The sequence below is a fragment of the Devosia chinhatensis genome (genome assembly GCF_000969445.1).
Lineage (GTDB): Bacteria > Pseudomonadota > Alphaproteobacteria > Rhizobiales > Devosiaceae > Devosia > Devosia chinhatensis.
The window spans coordinates 1260198-1275181 of sequence record NZ_JZEY01000054.1 but is presented as its reverse complement, the minus strand read 5'-3'; the positions used below and the strand labels follow the sequence as shown (position 1 = coordinate 1275181).

Genomic DNA, 14984 nt, shown 5'->3' with positions numbered 1-14984 from the left:
TGATCGCAAGTCCTTGGACCGAGCGGGCGTGCTAAGCAGCTGCCACCATGAGCCATGCCGTCGATTCTCATAAAACCCAATTCCTGGCCGGCGCCCGGGCCTGCGTTCCGGTCGCCATTTCGGTTGCGGCCTACGGCCTTGTCTGGGGCGTGCTGGCGCGCGGCACAGGGCTCAGCCTGCTCGAAGCCATAATGATGAGCGGGCTGGTCTTTGCAGGGGCGGCGCAGTTCGTGGCGCTGGATTTGTGGACAGCCAGCCCGGCCTCGCTGCCTATCGGGGCGCTTGTGCTGGCAGCGCTTATCGTCAACCTGCGATATCTGCTGCTGACAGCGACGCTGCGACCGCTCTACAGGCGCGACCAGCTCGGCCGTGGCGCGCTCAGCATGTATCTGGTCACCGACGAGAACTGGGCCATGACCGTTGCCGCGATGGCGCGCGGTGGTGGTTCCGTCGCCTTTCTCATGGGCGGCGGCGTGCTGGCCTGGGTTTCGTGGATGAGCACCAACCTGATCGGTTACGGTCTCGGCTCCACTATCGATGATCCATCGCGCTGGGGGCTCGATTTTGCCTTCACCGCAACCTTCCTGGCGCTGCTGCTGGGCATGTGGCGGGGCAAGGGCGACATCTTGCCCTGGCTTGTCGCTGCATTGGCCGCCATCGCGACGGCTCAACATGTCGAAGGCAACTGGCACATCCTGGTTGGCGGACTGGCGGGAAGCCTCGCCGGCGCCGTTCTGGAGGTGCGCAAGCATGCACACGTCTCCTGAAGCTTTGATGGCCATCATCGGCATGGCCCTGGCGACCATCGCCATCAAGGCCGGCGGATTGCTGCTCGCCGATCGCCTGCCCCGCTACGGCTTCGCTGCCGCCTGGCTCCGGCACATTCCGGGCGCCGTGCTGGCGGCGCTGGTGGCTCCGGCATTGGTAACCGGCAGCATGGCCGAAGTGTTTGCCGCCGCTGCCACCGGCCTTGTCTTCGTCCTATCGAGAAATCTCTTCGCCTCGATGGCGACGGGGGTGCTGACCGTCTATCTGATGCGGATCTGGCTCGGGTGAATGCCGGGCGTCCGACGCGGATACGGCACTGCTATGCGCTCAGGAGAGAATGGTACGGGTGGTCGGGATCGAACCGACACTCCTTACGGAACAGGATTTTGAGTCCAGCGCGTCTACCAATTCCGCCACACCCGCACTGGCGCCCCTTATACCTGCCTTGTTCCGACCCGCAAGTGGGTAGATGTGGAATATCGCAGCCAAATCAAGGCCGGACGCTGCCCATTGGCGCCGTCCGGCCCCGATCTCAGTCTGCGCCTTGCGTCATAGAGGCAATGAAGCCTTCCGGGTCGTCGACTTCCCTCAGCCTGCGGCCATCGATGAGCAGGTAGCGTGTGCCGATGGTCCTGAGAAAGGCCCGGTCGTGGGTGACGAGAATGGTCGTCGCCCCCTGCTCCCGGATATCGGCTTCCAGCTGCTCCTGGCCGGGAATATCGAGGTGGTTTGTCGGCTCGTCGAGCAGGTAGAAATTGGGCCGTGCAAGCCGCAAGGCGAGCAAAGCCACGCGCGCCCTTTGCCCCAAGGACAGCGTCCGGATGGGGCGGGACTGGCGATCCGGTGGGAAGCCGGCGCCCGCCAGAAGGGCTATGGTGCGCCGATCTCCCTCGTCGAAGCGGTGCAACAGGTAATCGAGCGGTGACGGATCGAGCGGCAGCCAGCCCAGGGACTGGTCAAGGTAGCCGGGCACGAGCTGCGGACTGATGCGCAGGCCCGCTGGCACGAGACCATCCAGCCCTTCGGTCAGAAGGCGCATGAACTGGGACTTGCCCGCCCCGTTACGCCCCAGGAGGACGATACGGTCACCCTGGAAGACATGCAGCTTGTCGATGGAAAAGAGCAGCCGATCGTCGGGCGTGGTCACCGGCACATTTTCGAACGCCAGCATGACGCGAGCCTCGGCACCGGAATTGCCCAGCCGGACAAGGCCAGTCCGGTCGCGATGGACGTCCTGGACCTCGGCCTCGATCTTTTCAGCCCGGTCTCGCAATTGCCTGGACTTGACCACCAGAAGATCGCTGCCCGAATTGATTCCGATATTGGTGAGCTTGGCGGCCTGCTTGCGCAATTGCTGGGCCTGCTTGAGGTCGCGGTCGCGCTGCGCTTCCGCGGCTGCATCAATCTGGTCCAATTCGGCGCGCGCGGCCGAATAGGGCAGCGGCAGATAGACCTGCTCGCTCGGGCGCAGGAAAAGCGTGCGATTGGTGGTTGCGTCCAGAAAGGCCCTGTCGTGGCTGGCGATGACGACCGGCATATTGCGGGCAGCATAAGCCAGCCATTGCTCAAGCGCCCCGATGCGGCCGAGGTCGAGATGGTTGGTCGGCTCGTCCATGAGCAGGACATCGGGCTGGGCAACCCATGCCCGCGCCAACAGCGCCATACGCTGCCAGCCGCCACTGAAGGCGCGCAGCGGCCTCTCGCGCAGGTCTAAAGGAATGGAAAACTCTTCCATGACCACGTCGACGCGCCAGGACTCGCTCTCGAGCAGAACCGGATCGAGGGCGGAGGCGATGAACTGCGCAGGAGTCTGGGCCAGGGCGTCGGCAGGTATGTCCTGTGGCACATAGCCAATGGTAACGCCGCGCGAGCGCGTAAGCTCGCCTTCGCTCAGCTCGACATGCCCAGCCATGGCGCGCAAAAGTGTGGACTTGCCTCGGCCATTGGGCGCCACGAGACCGACATGATCGCCGGCAGCGATGACGAGATTGAGATTGGAAAACAGGAGGTCACCAGCGCGGTGGCCGGCATTGCGAAGGCTGATCATGCCCATGAATCGAACTCACTGGATCGGCGCAGCTGTGTCATGCGCCATTGCCATCAGGATTGGCGGCCGGAAAACAGCGCGCCATGATGGGCAAACCAGGAGGGGGAAACTTATCAGAAAAGCACCCGGACCGTCTGGTCAGCCCTGCAGCGAAAACCGCAGGGCATGAACGGGTCCGCGCGTGCGATGCGTCTGGAATACAGTCATGCAAGCCTCCCCGTTCCTGTGTTGAAGAATGGCAAAGTCTTACTTGGCACCGTCAATCAAAGCAAGCCTCGTTCAGACAAGGTAGAAAAGCAGGCTGACACCAACAAGCGCAAGCAAACGGGGAACACGAAAATTGGCCAGCCGGTACGCAATACCAGATCCGGTGCCCGGCCAATATCCGAGTGTGTTCGAGGCAGAAGCCACCTTTGAATACGCAATACCAGGCGGTTCCACTCGCATACGGCAACTCCATACAAACCGTATGCCCCTGTTCTAGCAGCAGGCCTTTAAGAAAATGCTTTCAAAGAACAAACGAGACGTAAATCCGGCGGCTTATCTTGGGACGCAACTTTAGCGGAAGCGCAAATCGTCAGTTCCTAAAGCGTTCTCCTTGACGGGCGCTTCGTGCGCATGGGCTGTGGGAATTGCGCGCAGAGCCAGACCGGCAGAAAAGGCTCGGTTATGCTAGGGAAAGTCCCGCCCTGATTCGGGCAGAACAAGATGGAACGTGCATGTCTGATCTCTTCGGTAGCGCCGCGCCTCAGCCAGAACCGGAAAAGCGCGAGGACAAGGCCAAGCCTGCCTCGCGTTCGGCGTCGGCCACCCCGGAAGCCTATGGCGCAGCCGATATCGAAATCCTCGAAGGACTGGAGCCGGTTCGGCGACGTCCTGGCATGTATATCGGCGGCACCGACATCAATGCCTATCATCACCTCTTTGCCGAGGTGATCGACAATTCCATGGACGAGGCCATTGCCGGCCACGCCACGCGCATCGAGGTGCATCTGGGTGCGGACGGATACATCACGGTTACCGATAATGGCCGTGGCATTCCCGTCGAAAAGCACCCCAAGTTTCCCAATCGCTCGACGCTCGAGATCGTGCATACCGTGCTCCATGCCGGTGGCAAGTTCGACTCCAAGGCCTATGAAACCTCTGGCGGCCTGCACGGGGTGGGCGTGTCAGTGGTCAATGCCCTTTCTGACGACATGATCGTGGAAGTGGCGCGCGACCAGCAATTGCATCGCATCATCTTTTCGCGCGGCAAGGTGGTGCAGGACGTCGAGAATGTCGGTCGGGTCCAGAACCGCCGTGGCACCTCGACCCGCTTTCATCCCGATCCGGAAATCTTCGGGCCAACGGCGCATTTCTCCGCCGGGCGCATTTTCCGGATGACGCGGGCAAAAGCCTATCTGTTCGGCGGGGTGGAACTACGCTGGAGCTGTGACGAAAGTCTGGCCAGCGACGAGGTTCCGGCCAAGGCGGTGTTTCACTATCCGGACGGGCTCAAGGACTTCATGTCCGCCCGAATCGACGGCGAAACCCGGATCACGGACGAAATCTTTTCCGGCAAGAGCGGGCGACCCGGCAGCCATGGTTCGGTGGAATGGGCCATTGCCTGGACACTGGGCGACGGCGGCACGCAATCTTATTGCAATACCGTTCCGACGCCCGATGGCGGCACTCATGAAGCGGGCATGCGGCTGGCATTGCTGCGCGGGCTGAAGAATTACGCCGAGCTGACCAAGCACAAGGGCGCCGCCAACCTTACGGCCGAAGACGTGCTGACCTCCTGTTCGGTGATGCTTTCGGTCTTCGTGCGTGAACCGGAGTTTGTCGGCCAGACCAAGGACAAGCTGGCCTCGGGCGAAGCGACCCGGATCGTGGATAATGCGCTGCGCGATGCGTTCGACCACTGGCTGGCGGCCTCGCCCAACCAGGCTGGAAAGCTGCTCGACTGGGCAGTGGAGCGCGCCGAGGAGCGCCTGCGCCGCCGCAAGGAAAAGGAAATCGACCGGGCCAGCGCCACGCGCAAGCTGCGGCTGCCGGGCAAGCTCGCAGATTGTACGCAGAACGCAGCCCAAGGCGCCGAACTCTTCATCGTCGAGGGCGACTCAGCCGGCGGTTCGGCCAAGCAGGCGCGCAGCCGCGCCAACCAGGCGGTGCTGCCGCTGCGGGGCAAGATCCTCAACGTCGCCGGCGCGAGCCGCGACAAGCTGGCAGCCAACCAGCTTATTGCCGACCTGATCCAGGCGCTCGGTTGCGGGACTCGTGACCGTTATTCCGAAGATGATCTGCGCTATGACAAGATCATCATCATGACCGACGCCGACGTGGACGGCGCCCATATCGCATCGCTGCTGATAACGTTCTTTTTCCAGGAAATGCCGCGGCTGATCGAAGGCGGTCACCTCTACCTCGCCCTGCCCCCGCTTTACCGGATCAGCCAAGGCGGCAAGACGCTCTATGCCCGTGACGACGCACACAAGACCGAGTTGATGGCGAGCGAATTCACCGGCAAGGGCAAGGTGGACATCACGCGCTTCAAGGGCCTCGGCGAAATGCCCTTCGCCCACCTGCGCGAAACCACGATGTCTCCAAAGACACGCACGCTGCTTCAGGTGAAGGTGCTCGACGATCGGGAGGCGACCAAATTGACCGTGGACCGGCTTATGGGCACCAAGCCGGAGGCCCGCTTCGACTTCATCCAGGAAAACGCAGCCTTCGTCACCGATCTCGATATCTAAGCCGAAATACCGGGAATTTTCGAGGCGGTGCGGCGAATATCGCCGGTGTCGGGTGCGTCGAGAATGCGGTATCGCGCCTGGATGACGCTATAGGCACCGAAGGCGATGAGGCCACCGGCTGCAAACGCGTAAAGATAGACGCCGAAGGGCAGCGCATGGACCCAATCAAGGGCGGCCGAAATGCCACCGGCCTGATCGGGATCAAAGGTCATGGCCGCATAGGCGAAGAAGCCGCCTGTGATGGCGAGGAGCAAGCCGCGCGCCGCCAGCCCGACGACGCAGATCGGATGCAGCAGGTTTTCATGAGCCGCCGGCAGCTTGATGCGCTCCTGATACTTTCGGGAAATTCCACGCCAGGCCTGTACGGCACCGGCACAGATCAGCACCAGCCCGACAAGGCCCACCAAAAATTCGCCGAAGGGCTGGCCAAGCAACATGGCCGCAGCGCCCTGTTCGCCGCCCGAGCCGGAATCCGATCCGCCTGTGCCAAGCGCCAGGCTAGCCGCAGTCATGGCGAGAATGCCGTTGACGATGGCGCTGGAAAAACTGGCGATGCGCGCGACAATGCCCTTGATGTCATTGTCCACATGATCGGCGTTCAGGATCGACTGGGCGAGACGCCATAGAACATGACCGATCAATCCGATCGCCACCAGCCCGAGAAGAATGCGCCCGAACGGCTGGCTGAGGACCGTCGAGAGGGCGCCGTCAGTCGAGGCCTCCGCACCGGCCCCGAAGAGAGCGAGACTGCCGAGAATGGCATAAACAATGCCGCGGGCCGCATAGCCCCAGCGCGCCAGAAGTTCGAACTTGTTGTGCATATGACCCTCCGTACACGCCGCCCGACCAACGCGAAGCACTTGCGCGCGTTCCAAACTGTATCGCGTTTACGCTTTTGCGCTTCGGCAGGGCCAAGCCCGTTGACAGTCAAGGGGTTTGCGTTATGGTCCGCGCCGCTGGCCGATGCTTTGTGCCGCCAAGACTTACTTGGCCATTTTGCACCGCCGGTGGGACATCGGCACCTCGGTTCCAATGTCCGACTACGGATGCGTGGCCTACTTTTCCGTCCGTAATCTTGCAAGGGCTTCGCGCCCGCCGCGCGGAACTTGCAGCCAAAAACACCGAAGCACCGGCCACGAATAATTCGGACCGGCATGGCATCGGTATCAAAGTTGAGTGGAACGACCGACTTGACCGACGACTTTTCCGGACTGGGACTCTCCACCAAGGTCACCGATGCCGTGACCGCAGCCGGCTATTCCAAGCCGACCGAAATCCAGGCCCAAGCCATTCCGCACCTTCTGCAGAAGAAGGATCTCATCGGCATTGCCCAGACCGGCACTGGCAAGACTGCCTCGTTTGTGCTGCCGATGCTGACGCTGCTCGAAAATGGGCGCGCCCGCGCCCGCATGCCGCGCACCCTCATTCTCGAGCCGACGCGTGAACTGGCCGCTCAGGTTTCCGAGAATTTCGAAAAATATGGCAAGAACCACCGTCTTTCGATGGCGCTGATCATCGGCGGGGTTTCATTCGAAGACCAGAACAAGAAACTCGACCGCGGCGTGGACGTGTTGATCGCGACCCCGGGGCGGCTGCTCGACCAGTTCGACCGCGGCAAGATCTTGCTGACCGGCGTCGAAATTCTCGTCATCGACGAAGCCGACCGCATGCTGGACATGGGCTTTATCGACGATATCGAGAAAATCTGTTCGCGCCTGCCGCCCCGTCGCCAGACCATGCTGTTCTCTGCGACCATGGACCCGCAGATCGAGCGCCTGACGAAGCGGTTCCTCAAGGATCCCGTACATGTCCAGGTGTCCCGCACCGCCTCGACGGCCGAAACCATCGACCAGAAGCTGGTCAAGGTTTCCTCCAAGCCCGACGAGAAGCGCGCCGCCCTCAGAGCGCGGATCGATGCATCGGAAGGCCTGACCAACGCGATCATCTTCTGCAATCGCAAGCGCGACGTGGCGACGCTTGCCCGCTCCCTTCAGCGCCATGGCTATTCCGCCGGGTCGCTGCATGGCGACATGGATCAGAAGAGCCGCATGGAGACACTGGACGCTTTCAAGACCAACAAGCTGACGCTACTCGTCGCGAGCGACGTTGCCGCGCGCGGGCTCGATATTCCGGCCGTGAGCCATGTGTTCAATTTCGACGTGCCCGTGCATGCCGAAGACTATGTGCATCGCATTGGCCGGACAGGTCGAGCCGGCCGCAAGGGCGTCGCCTATACATTCGTGGCGCCTGCCGACGGCAAGCACCTCGATGCGATCCTGAACCTCATCCAGAAGCCCATCGAATGGCTCGATGTCGGCAAGACCGCCGCTGTGGACGAAGATGACGCGGCCGACGAAAAGCCGAGTGTGAAGCGCCCGACAAGACGCACGCGCGGCTCGAAACCCAAGCCCGATGTCGAGACCGAGAACGTTGCAGCGGCTGCGGAACCGGCCGAGAAAAGCCAATCGCGGCAGAGGCCGGAGCAGGACAAGCCGAAGTCCGACAATCGTCGTCGTGCAAAGCGGCGCGAAGACGAGATCGAGGACGCGCCGGGCGATGGCCCCTTCGGTTCAGCAGGGCCGGTTCCCGCGTTTCTTCTTCGTCCAACCCGGCTTTCCTAAGACGACGCACAAGTAAAACGGTCTCTGGTCTATCGAATCTCACTAAGCTGTGATTGTGTTCGATGCATCATCAGGGGCAAGATAACGTCGTTTCGAAGCGAATGTTTTGCCGGGGGCGGCGCAGAGAGCGCGGGGTGAGCAGTGTCGAACCAGGAATTCACGCGAGCGCTGGGCTATGCCAATGCTGCGTTTGACTTGCTCAAGCGCAGTGCCATTCCGCCTTACCCGCAATTTTACGAATTGCTCTACACCTATGCGACTGGCGTCAACCCTTCGCTGAACAATCGCATCAACGCGGTGTTCCGCAGTGGCGTGTCGCCTTCCACGGACCTGGCAGAAGCGCTCTATAACGAATTTCTGAGATCCGACCTCAACGAGCGCATGTCGAGCGTTTCCGAGCGCATGCATGCGCGTATCGAGTCGGTCCACGACGCGATTGATGCGGCCATGACGACGGCCAATGCCTATTCTGGTTCGCTCCAGTCAGCGACCGGCGACCTGGAGCGCGATCTGGGTGGCGATGCCATGCGTGAGCTGGCCAGCCGGCTGCTGTTCGAAACTCGTCGCATGCAGGACACCAATCGCGAACTCGAGCGCAAGCTCGAGGCATCGCGCGACGACATTTCCGCCCTGCAACGGGATCTGGATGACGTTCGGCGCGAATCCATGCTCGACCCGCTGACCAAGATCGCCAATCGCAAGAGCTTTGACGACGGACTGGCGGATGCCATCGAGGAAGCGCGCCAGAGCGGGGTGCCACTCTGCCTGATGCTGGTGGATATCGACCACTTCAAGAGCTTCAACGACAGTTATGGCCACCAGACCGGCGACCAGGTGTTGCGCCTCGTGGCGATGACGCTGAAATCGAACATCAAGGGCAAGGACCTTGCAGCGCGCTATGGCGGGGAGGAGTTCGTGGCCATCCTGCCATCGACCGACCTCAAGGGGGCGATGATCGTTGCCGAAAATATCCGCAAGGCTATCCAGGCCAAGGAATTGCTCAAGCGCTCCACGAACGAAAAACTGGGCCGCATCACTGCCTCGTTCGGCGTGGCCGGCTTCAAGCCGAGCGATAATGCCAGTTCGCTGATCGAACGCGCCGACCAGTGCATGTATGCGGCCAAGCGCGCCGGCCGGAACCGCGTGGTCAGCGAAGATGAGCTGATCGAGATTACCGAGATGCCGGCTGCCGACGTTTCGGCAGCCTGACATTCCCATTCAGTCGGTCGGGGTGAGTTCCACGCCGAGGTCAGACAGCATGTCCCAATAGTCCGGATAGGTCTTGCCCGTGCAGGCGGGATCCAGAATCACGACATTTGGGACCAGCAACCCTGCGAGCGCAAAGCTCATGGCAATGCGGTGATCGTGATACGTTTCGATCCTGATGTCGGAATCGGCATTAAAGGAATCTGAAGCCAGCAGGGGATCGGAGTGCACGACGAGGTCGTCCCCCTCCTCCACCGCCAGTCCGGGGCGAATGCGGTTGAGTTCGTTGGCCACGGCGCGAATACGGTCGGTTTCCTTCACACGCAGATTGGCGATACCTACAAAACGAACCGGCCGAGCGTTGAAGGCAGCAACGACGGCCATGGTCGGCACGGCATCCTGCATCTGCGAACCGTCGACAATCGCCGGCATGTTCGGGTACGCGGCGATAATCGTCTGTGCCGCCGCGTCCGGCTGGGTGAAGGCATCAGTTGCAACCCCGAGATCGATATCCCCGCCGGTCAGCGCCGCGATGCCCCAAAGGTAGGTTGCGGCGGAGGCGTCCGGCTCGATGTGGAAATCGGTCGCTCGATAGCCAGTCGGCTGCACCACCCAGGAACCATCGTCGCGGGCTTCCACTTCGGCGCCGAAGGCGCGCATGGCGGCCAGCGTCAGGTCGACATAGCCGCGGGCGCCGATCTCCTTGCCCGTCAGGGCGACCTCAATCGGGCCCTGCCCGAAGGGCGCGGCCATGAGCAGAGCGGAAACATATTGGCTGGACAAAGAGGCGTCGATTTCCACCTTACCCTGTCCAAAGCGCCCATTGCCGTGGACGGTGACCGGCGGGCACCCGGTCGGGCTTCTTGCATCAATGCCAAGCGACACAAGGGCATCGACAAGCGGCTTGATGGGTCGAATGCGCATATCCTCGTCGCCGTCGACGACGACCGTGCCGTCGATGGTTGCAACAGCGGCCGTAAGGAAGCGCGTGGCGGTGCCGGCATTGCCGAGAAAAAGGGGCTTCTGCGGCACGCCAAGACGCCCGGAACTGGTCACGCGGAAACTGGTGGCGTCCGGCTCCTCGATCGTGACCCCCATGTCGCGCAAGGCGCGCGCCATCAGCACCGTATCCTTGCTTTTCAGCGCCCCGGTGAGCGTGCTGGTCCCGTTCGCCAACGCGGCCAGCAGCAAGGCGCGATTGGTGATCGACTTACTGCCGGGCGGAGAAACGCGCCCAGTCAATGGGCGATTGGGCGGAGTGATGGCATAGGCGGGAGGAAGAGCGTTCGGCATGATGGGCGATCAATGCCTCAGCAAGGTCAAATCCGCAACGTCTTCTTGACTGGTCACGAACAAATGCCACGCTGTTTTCAGCCCAGAACGCGTGGCATGCCCGTGGCAGGACAAAAGTTAGGCTAAACCGCCCCTGCTCGCGCTTCTGCCAGAGCCTTCAGGTCGGCCGGGGCTAATGTGACGCTTTCGCCGCAGCCACAAGCGCCAGTCTGGTTCGGATTCTTGAAGGTGAAGCTCGAGCCCATTTTGGAGGCTTCGAAGTCCATTATCGTACCGAGCAAATACATCGTCGCCTTGGGATCGACCCACACGTTGACGCCCCTGTCCTCGACATGATCGTCACCAGCAATCGGCGCGTCGACATAGTCCATGGTGTATGAAACGCCAGCGCAGCCGGCATTCTTGATACCGACGCGCAGACCGATAACGGGCTTGTCGCTATCTTCGATGATCTCGGTGATGCGCTCGGCAGCGGCATCGGTCAGCGACATGATCTTGAACGGCATGGCTAGCGACCCTTTATCGGCGTTTCACGATATATAGGCTGAAACGCGTCAGATTACCACCAGTTCAACGCGACTTGAGCCTCTTCGCTCATGCGTGTAGCATCCCAAGGCGGATCAAAAACCATGTTCACCGTCACATCCTGGATGCCCTCGACGCTGCGCGCCGCGTTCTCCACCCAGCCGGGCATTTCCCCAGCGACAGGGCAACCCGGCGCGGTCAGGGTCATGTCGATGGTCAGATTTCGGTTGTCATCCAGGTCGACCCGGTAAATGAGGCCCAGCTCGTAGATGTCGACCGGAATTTCGGGGTCATAGACAGTCTTGAGCGCCCCGATCAGATCGGTGGTGATCCGCTCCACTTCGCCTTCCGGCAGGGTGTCTGACATCGTCGGAACGATGCGCGTATCGATTGCTTCTTCGGTCATGATGCCTTCCTCAGGCGAAAAATTTCTGTGCGCGCTCGATGCCGTCCACCAGCGCGTCCACGTCATCCTTGCCGTTATATAGGGCGAAGGAGGCCCGACAGGTAGAGGTCACACCAAAGCGTTTCAGCAAGGGTTGGGCGCAATGAGTGCCGGCACGCACGGCAATGCCGTAGCGGTCGAGAATGGTGGCGACGTCATGGGCGTGGGCCCCGGCTATCTCGAAGGAGAAAATGCCACCCTTCCCGGGCGCGGTGCCGATCATGCGCAGGGAGTTGATGCGCGAGAGGCGCTCATGGGCATATTCGGCGACCTCGTGCTCGTGAGCCGCTATGGCGTCACGGTCGAGGCTTTCCATGTAATCGAGCGCAGCCCCGAGGCCCATGGCCTGGACAATGGGGGGCGTGCCGGCCTCAAAGCGATGCGGCGGCTCGTTGTAGGTAATACCCTCGGTCGTGACGGTCTCGATCATCTCGCCGCCGCCCTGATAGGGCTGCATTTCGGCCAGCAGATCATATTTCCCGTAGAGAATGCCGATGCCGGTGGGGCCATAGAGCTTGTGGCCGGTCATGATGTAGAAATCGGCACCGAGGTCCTGGACGTCCACCTTGGTGTGCACGGCGCCCTGGCTGCCATCGACCAGCACGGGAATACCGCGCGCATGGGCCATGGCGACCATGTCCTTGATCGGATTGATGGTTCCGAGGACGTTGGACATATGCGTAACGGCGACGATACGAGTCTTGTCGGTCAGCGAGGCCTCGAAGGCGTCGAGGTCGAGCGAGCCATCATCGCGGACGTCGATCCACTTGATGACCGCGCCCTTGCGCTCGCGGTGAAAATGCCAGGGCACGATATTGGAATGGTGTTCCATGATCGTGGTGACGATCTCGTCGCCCTCGCCGATGCGCGGGCCGGCAAAGGAGGACGCCACCAGATTGATGGCTTCGGTAGCCGACTTGGTGAAAATGATTTCTTCGATCCGACCGGCATTGAGGAAGCGGCGGACGCTTTCGCGGCCGGCCTCATAGCCTTCGGTGGCGCGGTTGGCGAGGGTATGGAGGCCGCGATGCACATTGGCATATTCGTGCCGGAAGGCGTGGTCCATGCGCTCGAGAACCTGCACTGGCTTCTGTGCCGACGCGCCGCTGTCGAGATAGACCAGGCGCTTGCCATGGATCTCTTCGGACAGGATCGGGAAATCGGCGCGGATTTTTTGAAGGTCGAAGGTCATGGGCGTTCCGTTCTTCACCTCTCCCTCTGGAGGGAGAGGTCGACCGTCTTCGGTCGGGTGAGGGGGCTGTCCTCCGCACCGTGCTTGTATAAGGGCCCCTCACCCGGCGTTATGCGCCGACCTCTCCCGATAGGGAGAGATAAAGGGGCCCTGCACTCTATTGGTCCTGCAACCAGCCGTCGACGACGCCCTGAAGGGCTTCATTGAGCGCCAAATCCTCAACAGGATCAAGCAGTTCAGCGATGAAACCGCGCACCAGCATGGTTTCGGCTTCGGCCTTGGGAATGCCGCGGCTGAGCAGGTAGAAGAGACTGTCTTCGTCCAGCTTGCCGCAGGTAGAGCCGTGGCCGCAGACGACGTCGTCGGCGTAGATTTCGAGCTCGGGCTTGGAAAGAATTTCCGCTTCGTCGCTCAGCATCAGGCCCTGATGCATAAATTTTGCGTCGGTCTTCTGGGCGTCGCGGGCGACGATCAGTTTGCCCTGGATGATGGATTTCGAACGGCCACGGGCGATGGATTTGAACAGCGGCTGGGACGATGTATGCGCCACCGCATGGGTGGTTTCCATTGTAATATCAGCATGTTGGCCGTCGGAGACGAGGTTGAGCCCGGTGACGTCGGCATGCGATCCGGCGCCGCCCAGGGTCGGGTAGAGCTGGGTGCGGGCGAGGTTGGAACCGGCGTGAATCACCAGCGTCCGGAGCTTGGCGCCGTCGGCGAGATGGTATTCGTTGGTAGCAAAATGGCTGACACCAGAAGCACTTAGGTCAATGGTGATGTGGGTGAGCACAGCATCCTTTCCCAAGGCGATGTAGGAGGCGTGGTTACCGACATGGAGGGCGTCGGAACCGGAAAAGGTTTCCAGGATGGTGGCGGAAGCCCCATCGGCGACGAAAACCTTAACGGCATCAGCCACATGGGCGGCTTCGCCCTCGATGCGGCGCTCGATCTGGATGACCGGGTCGACACTGTTCTCAAGTGTTAGCGTCAGGGCCTCTGTTGTCAGACCATTGTTGACGCTGACCATGACATCGTCGCGCTTGGTGAGAACACCGCCATGAGTTTTGCCAACAATGACGCCGGCGGGCGCCGTGGAGGCATTCTGGATGACGCCATTGGCGATCATCAGGGTGAAGGCGCCGGGGACGCGCAGCGCGGGAGCGCTGGCTTCATTGGCGGGCCGGCCGAGCGCCGGGACGGCGCGCAGCAGGGTCTTGAGGTCGGTATAGTGATAGGCCTCGACGCGACGGGTCGGCAGTCCGGCCACGCTGATGCGCTCGGCAACCTGGTCGGCGCCGACGGACTTGAGCTGGGCAATGAGGGTCTCTTCGGCTGCACCGAGCCTTACGGGAAAGTTTGGACGCATCAGGCCGCCTCACCACCGTAATTGGCATAGCCTTCGGCTTCGAGCTTGAGGGCAAGATCCTTGCCGCCGCTCTCAACGATCCGCCCATCGGAGAAGACGTGAACCACGTCCGGCACGATGTGGTTGAGGAGGCGCTGGTAGTGGGTGATGACCAGCATGGAGCGCTGGCCGTCGCGAAGCGAATTGACGCCCTTGGACACAACCTGGAGCGCGTCGATGTCGAGACCGGAATCGGTTTCGTCGAGTACGGCAAGCGAGGGCTTGAGCAGCGCCATCTGCATGATCTCGGCGCGTTTCTTCTCACCGCCGGAGAAACCGACATTGAGCGGACGCTTGAGCATGTCAGAATCGACATTGAGCTGTGCGCCGGCCTCCTTGACCATGCGCATGAAGTCGGGGGTCTTGAGCTCTTCTTCGCCACGCGCCTTGCGCTGGGCGTTGAGCGCCGCCTTGAGGAAGGTCATGGTCGCAACGCCCGGGATTTCGATCGGGTATTGGAAGGCGAGGAACAGGCCGGCAGCGGCGCGCTCATCGGGCTCCATCTCAAGAATGTTTTCGCCGTTGAGCAGAATCTCGCCTGCAGTAATCTCATAGTCTTCCTTGCCGGCGAGCACGTAGCTCAGCGTCGACTTGCCCGAGCCGTTACGGCCCATGATGGCGTGAACTTCGCCAGGCGGGATGATGAGGTTCACACCCTTAAGGATTTCACGCTCCTCGATGCGGGCATGCAGATTGCGGATTTCGAGAACGGGAGTGGTCATTTTGTGTCTCCAAGGCGCCAGTCAG

At 61.5% G+C, this 14984-nt stretch carries 13 protein-coding genes and 1 tRNA gene; 5 read left to right on the top strand and 9 right to left on the bottom strand.

Going from position 1 to position 14984, the window contains the following annotated elements; genetic code table 11:
* Positions 1-47: 47 nt before the first annotated feature.
* Positions 48-767 (top strand): AzlC family ABC transporter permease, encoded by a 720-nt coding sequence (locus VE26_RS06145; RefSeq protein WP_046104186.1) that lies wholly within the window; start codon positions 48-50, stop codon positions 765-767.
* Positions 751-1056 (top strand): AzlD domain-containing protein, encoded by a 306-nt coding sequence (locus tag VE26_RS06140; RefSeq protein ID WP_046104185.1) that lies wholly within the window; start codon positions 751-753, stop codon positions 1054-1056. The genes VE26_RS06145 and VE26_RS06140 overlap by 17 nt, the downstream gene beginning before the upstream one ends.
* Before the next feature lie 50 nt (positions 1057-1106).
* Here the strand turns inward: VE26_RS06140 and VE26_RS06135 are convergent.
* A tRNA-Leu gene (locus tag VE26_RS06135) sits at positions 1107-1191 on the bottom strand.
* A 109-nt stretch (positions 1192-1300) separates the two neighbouring features.
* Positions 1301-2815 carry an ABC-F family ATP-binding cassette domain-containing protein gene (locus VE26_RS06130; protein WP_425283825.1) on the bottom strand — a complete coding sequence of 505 codons (1515 nt, stop codon included), beginning with the start codon at positions 2813-2815 and terminating at the stop codon, positions 1301-1303.
* Positions 2816-3534: 719 nt separating this feature from the next.
* On the opposite strand from VE26_RS06130, the gene parE reads away from it, so the two are divergent.
* Positions 3535-5550, top strand: coding sequence for a DNA topoisomerase IV subunit B (parE, locus tag VE26_RS06125; protein WP_046104183.1), 2016 nt, complete (start codon positions 3535-3537; stop codon positions 5548-5550).
* Here parE and VE26_RS06120 read toward each other — a convergent pair.
* A complete protein-coding gene (locus VE26_RS06120; RefSeq protein WP_046104182.1) occupies positions 5547-6371 on the bottom strand; it encodes a DUF1206 domain-containing protein in 825 nt (274 codons plus the stop codon). The two genes, parE and VE26_RS06120, sit on opposite strands and share 4 nt — an antisense overlap.
* Before the next feature lie 333 nt (positions 6372-6704).
* On the opposite strand from VE26_RS06120, the gene VE26_RS06115 reads away from it, so the two are divergent.
* Complete coding sequence (locus VE26_RS06115) at positions 6705-8171, top strand: DEAD/DEAH box helicase (RefSeq protein WP_046104181.1); 1467 nt, start codon at positions 6705-6707, stop codon at positions 8169-8171.
* Positions 8172-8312: 141 nt separating this feature from the next.
* A complete protein-coding gene (locus VE26_RS06110) occupies positions 8313-9380 on the top strand; it encodes a GGDEF domain-containing protein (RefSeq protein ID WP_052715712.1) in 1068 nt (355 codons plus the stop codon).
* A 9-nt stretch (positions 9381-9389) separates the two neighbouring features.
* On the opposite strand, the gene aroA is transcribed toward VE26_RS06110, so the two are convergent.
* The 6 genes from aroA to sufC all read right to left on the bottom strand — a co-directional run bounded on the left by aroA (position 9390) and on the right by sufC (position 14959).
* On the bottom strand, positions 9390-10670 hold the full coding sequence (gene aroA, locus VE26_RS06105; protein WP_046104180.1) for a 3-phosphoshikimate 1-carboxyvinyltransferase: 1281 nt from the start codon (positions 10668-10670) through the stop codon (positions 9390-9392).
* A 122-nt stretch (positions 10671-10792) separates the two neighbouring features.
* A complete protein-coding gene (locus VE26_RS06100; protein WP_046104179.1) occupies positions 10793-11176 on the bottom strand; it encodes a HesB/IscA family protein in 384 nt (127 codons plus the stop codon).
* 53 nt (positions 11177-11229) lie between these two features.
* The gene (locus VE26_RS06095; protein WP_046104178.1) at positions 11230-11601 is read right to left on the bottom strand and encodes an SUF system Fe-S cluster assembly protein; all 372 of its coding nucleotides are present in this window, start codon (positions 11599-11601) and stop codon (positions 11230-11232) included.
* 10 nt (positions 11602-11611) lie between these two features.
* Positions 11612-12832: a cysteine desulfurase gene (locus tag VE26_RS06090; RefSeq protein ID WP_046104177.1), complete on the bottom strand. Its 1221-nt coding sequence runs from the start codon at positions 12830-12832 to the stop codon at positions 11612-11614.
* 157 nt (positions 12833-12989) lie between these two features.
* Positions 12990-14198 (bottom strand): Fe-S cluster assembly protein SufD, encoded by a 1209-nt coding sequence (sufD, locus tag VE26_RS06085; protein ID WP_046104176.1) that lies wholly within the window; start codon positions 14196-14198, stop codon positions 12990-12992.
* Positions 14198-14959: a Fe-S cluster assembly ATPase SufC gene (gene sufC / locus VE26_RS06080; protein WP_046104175.1), complete on the bottom strand. Its 762-nt coding sequence runs from the start codon at positions 14957-14959 to the stop codon at positions 14198-14200. The genes sufD and sufC overlap by 1 nt, the downstream gene beginning before the upstream one ends.
* Between the last annotated feature and the right edge of the window lie 25 nt (positions 14960-14984).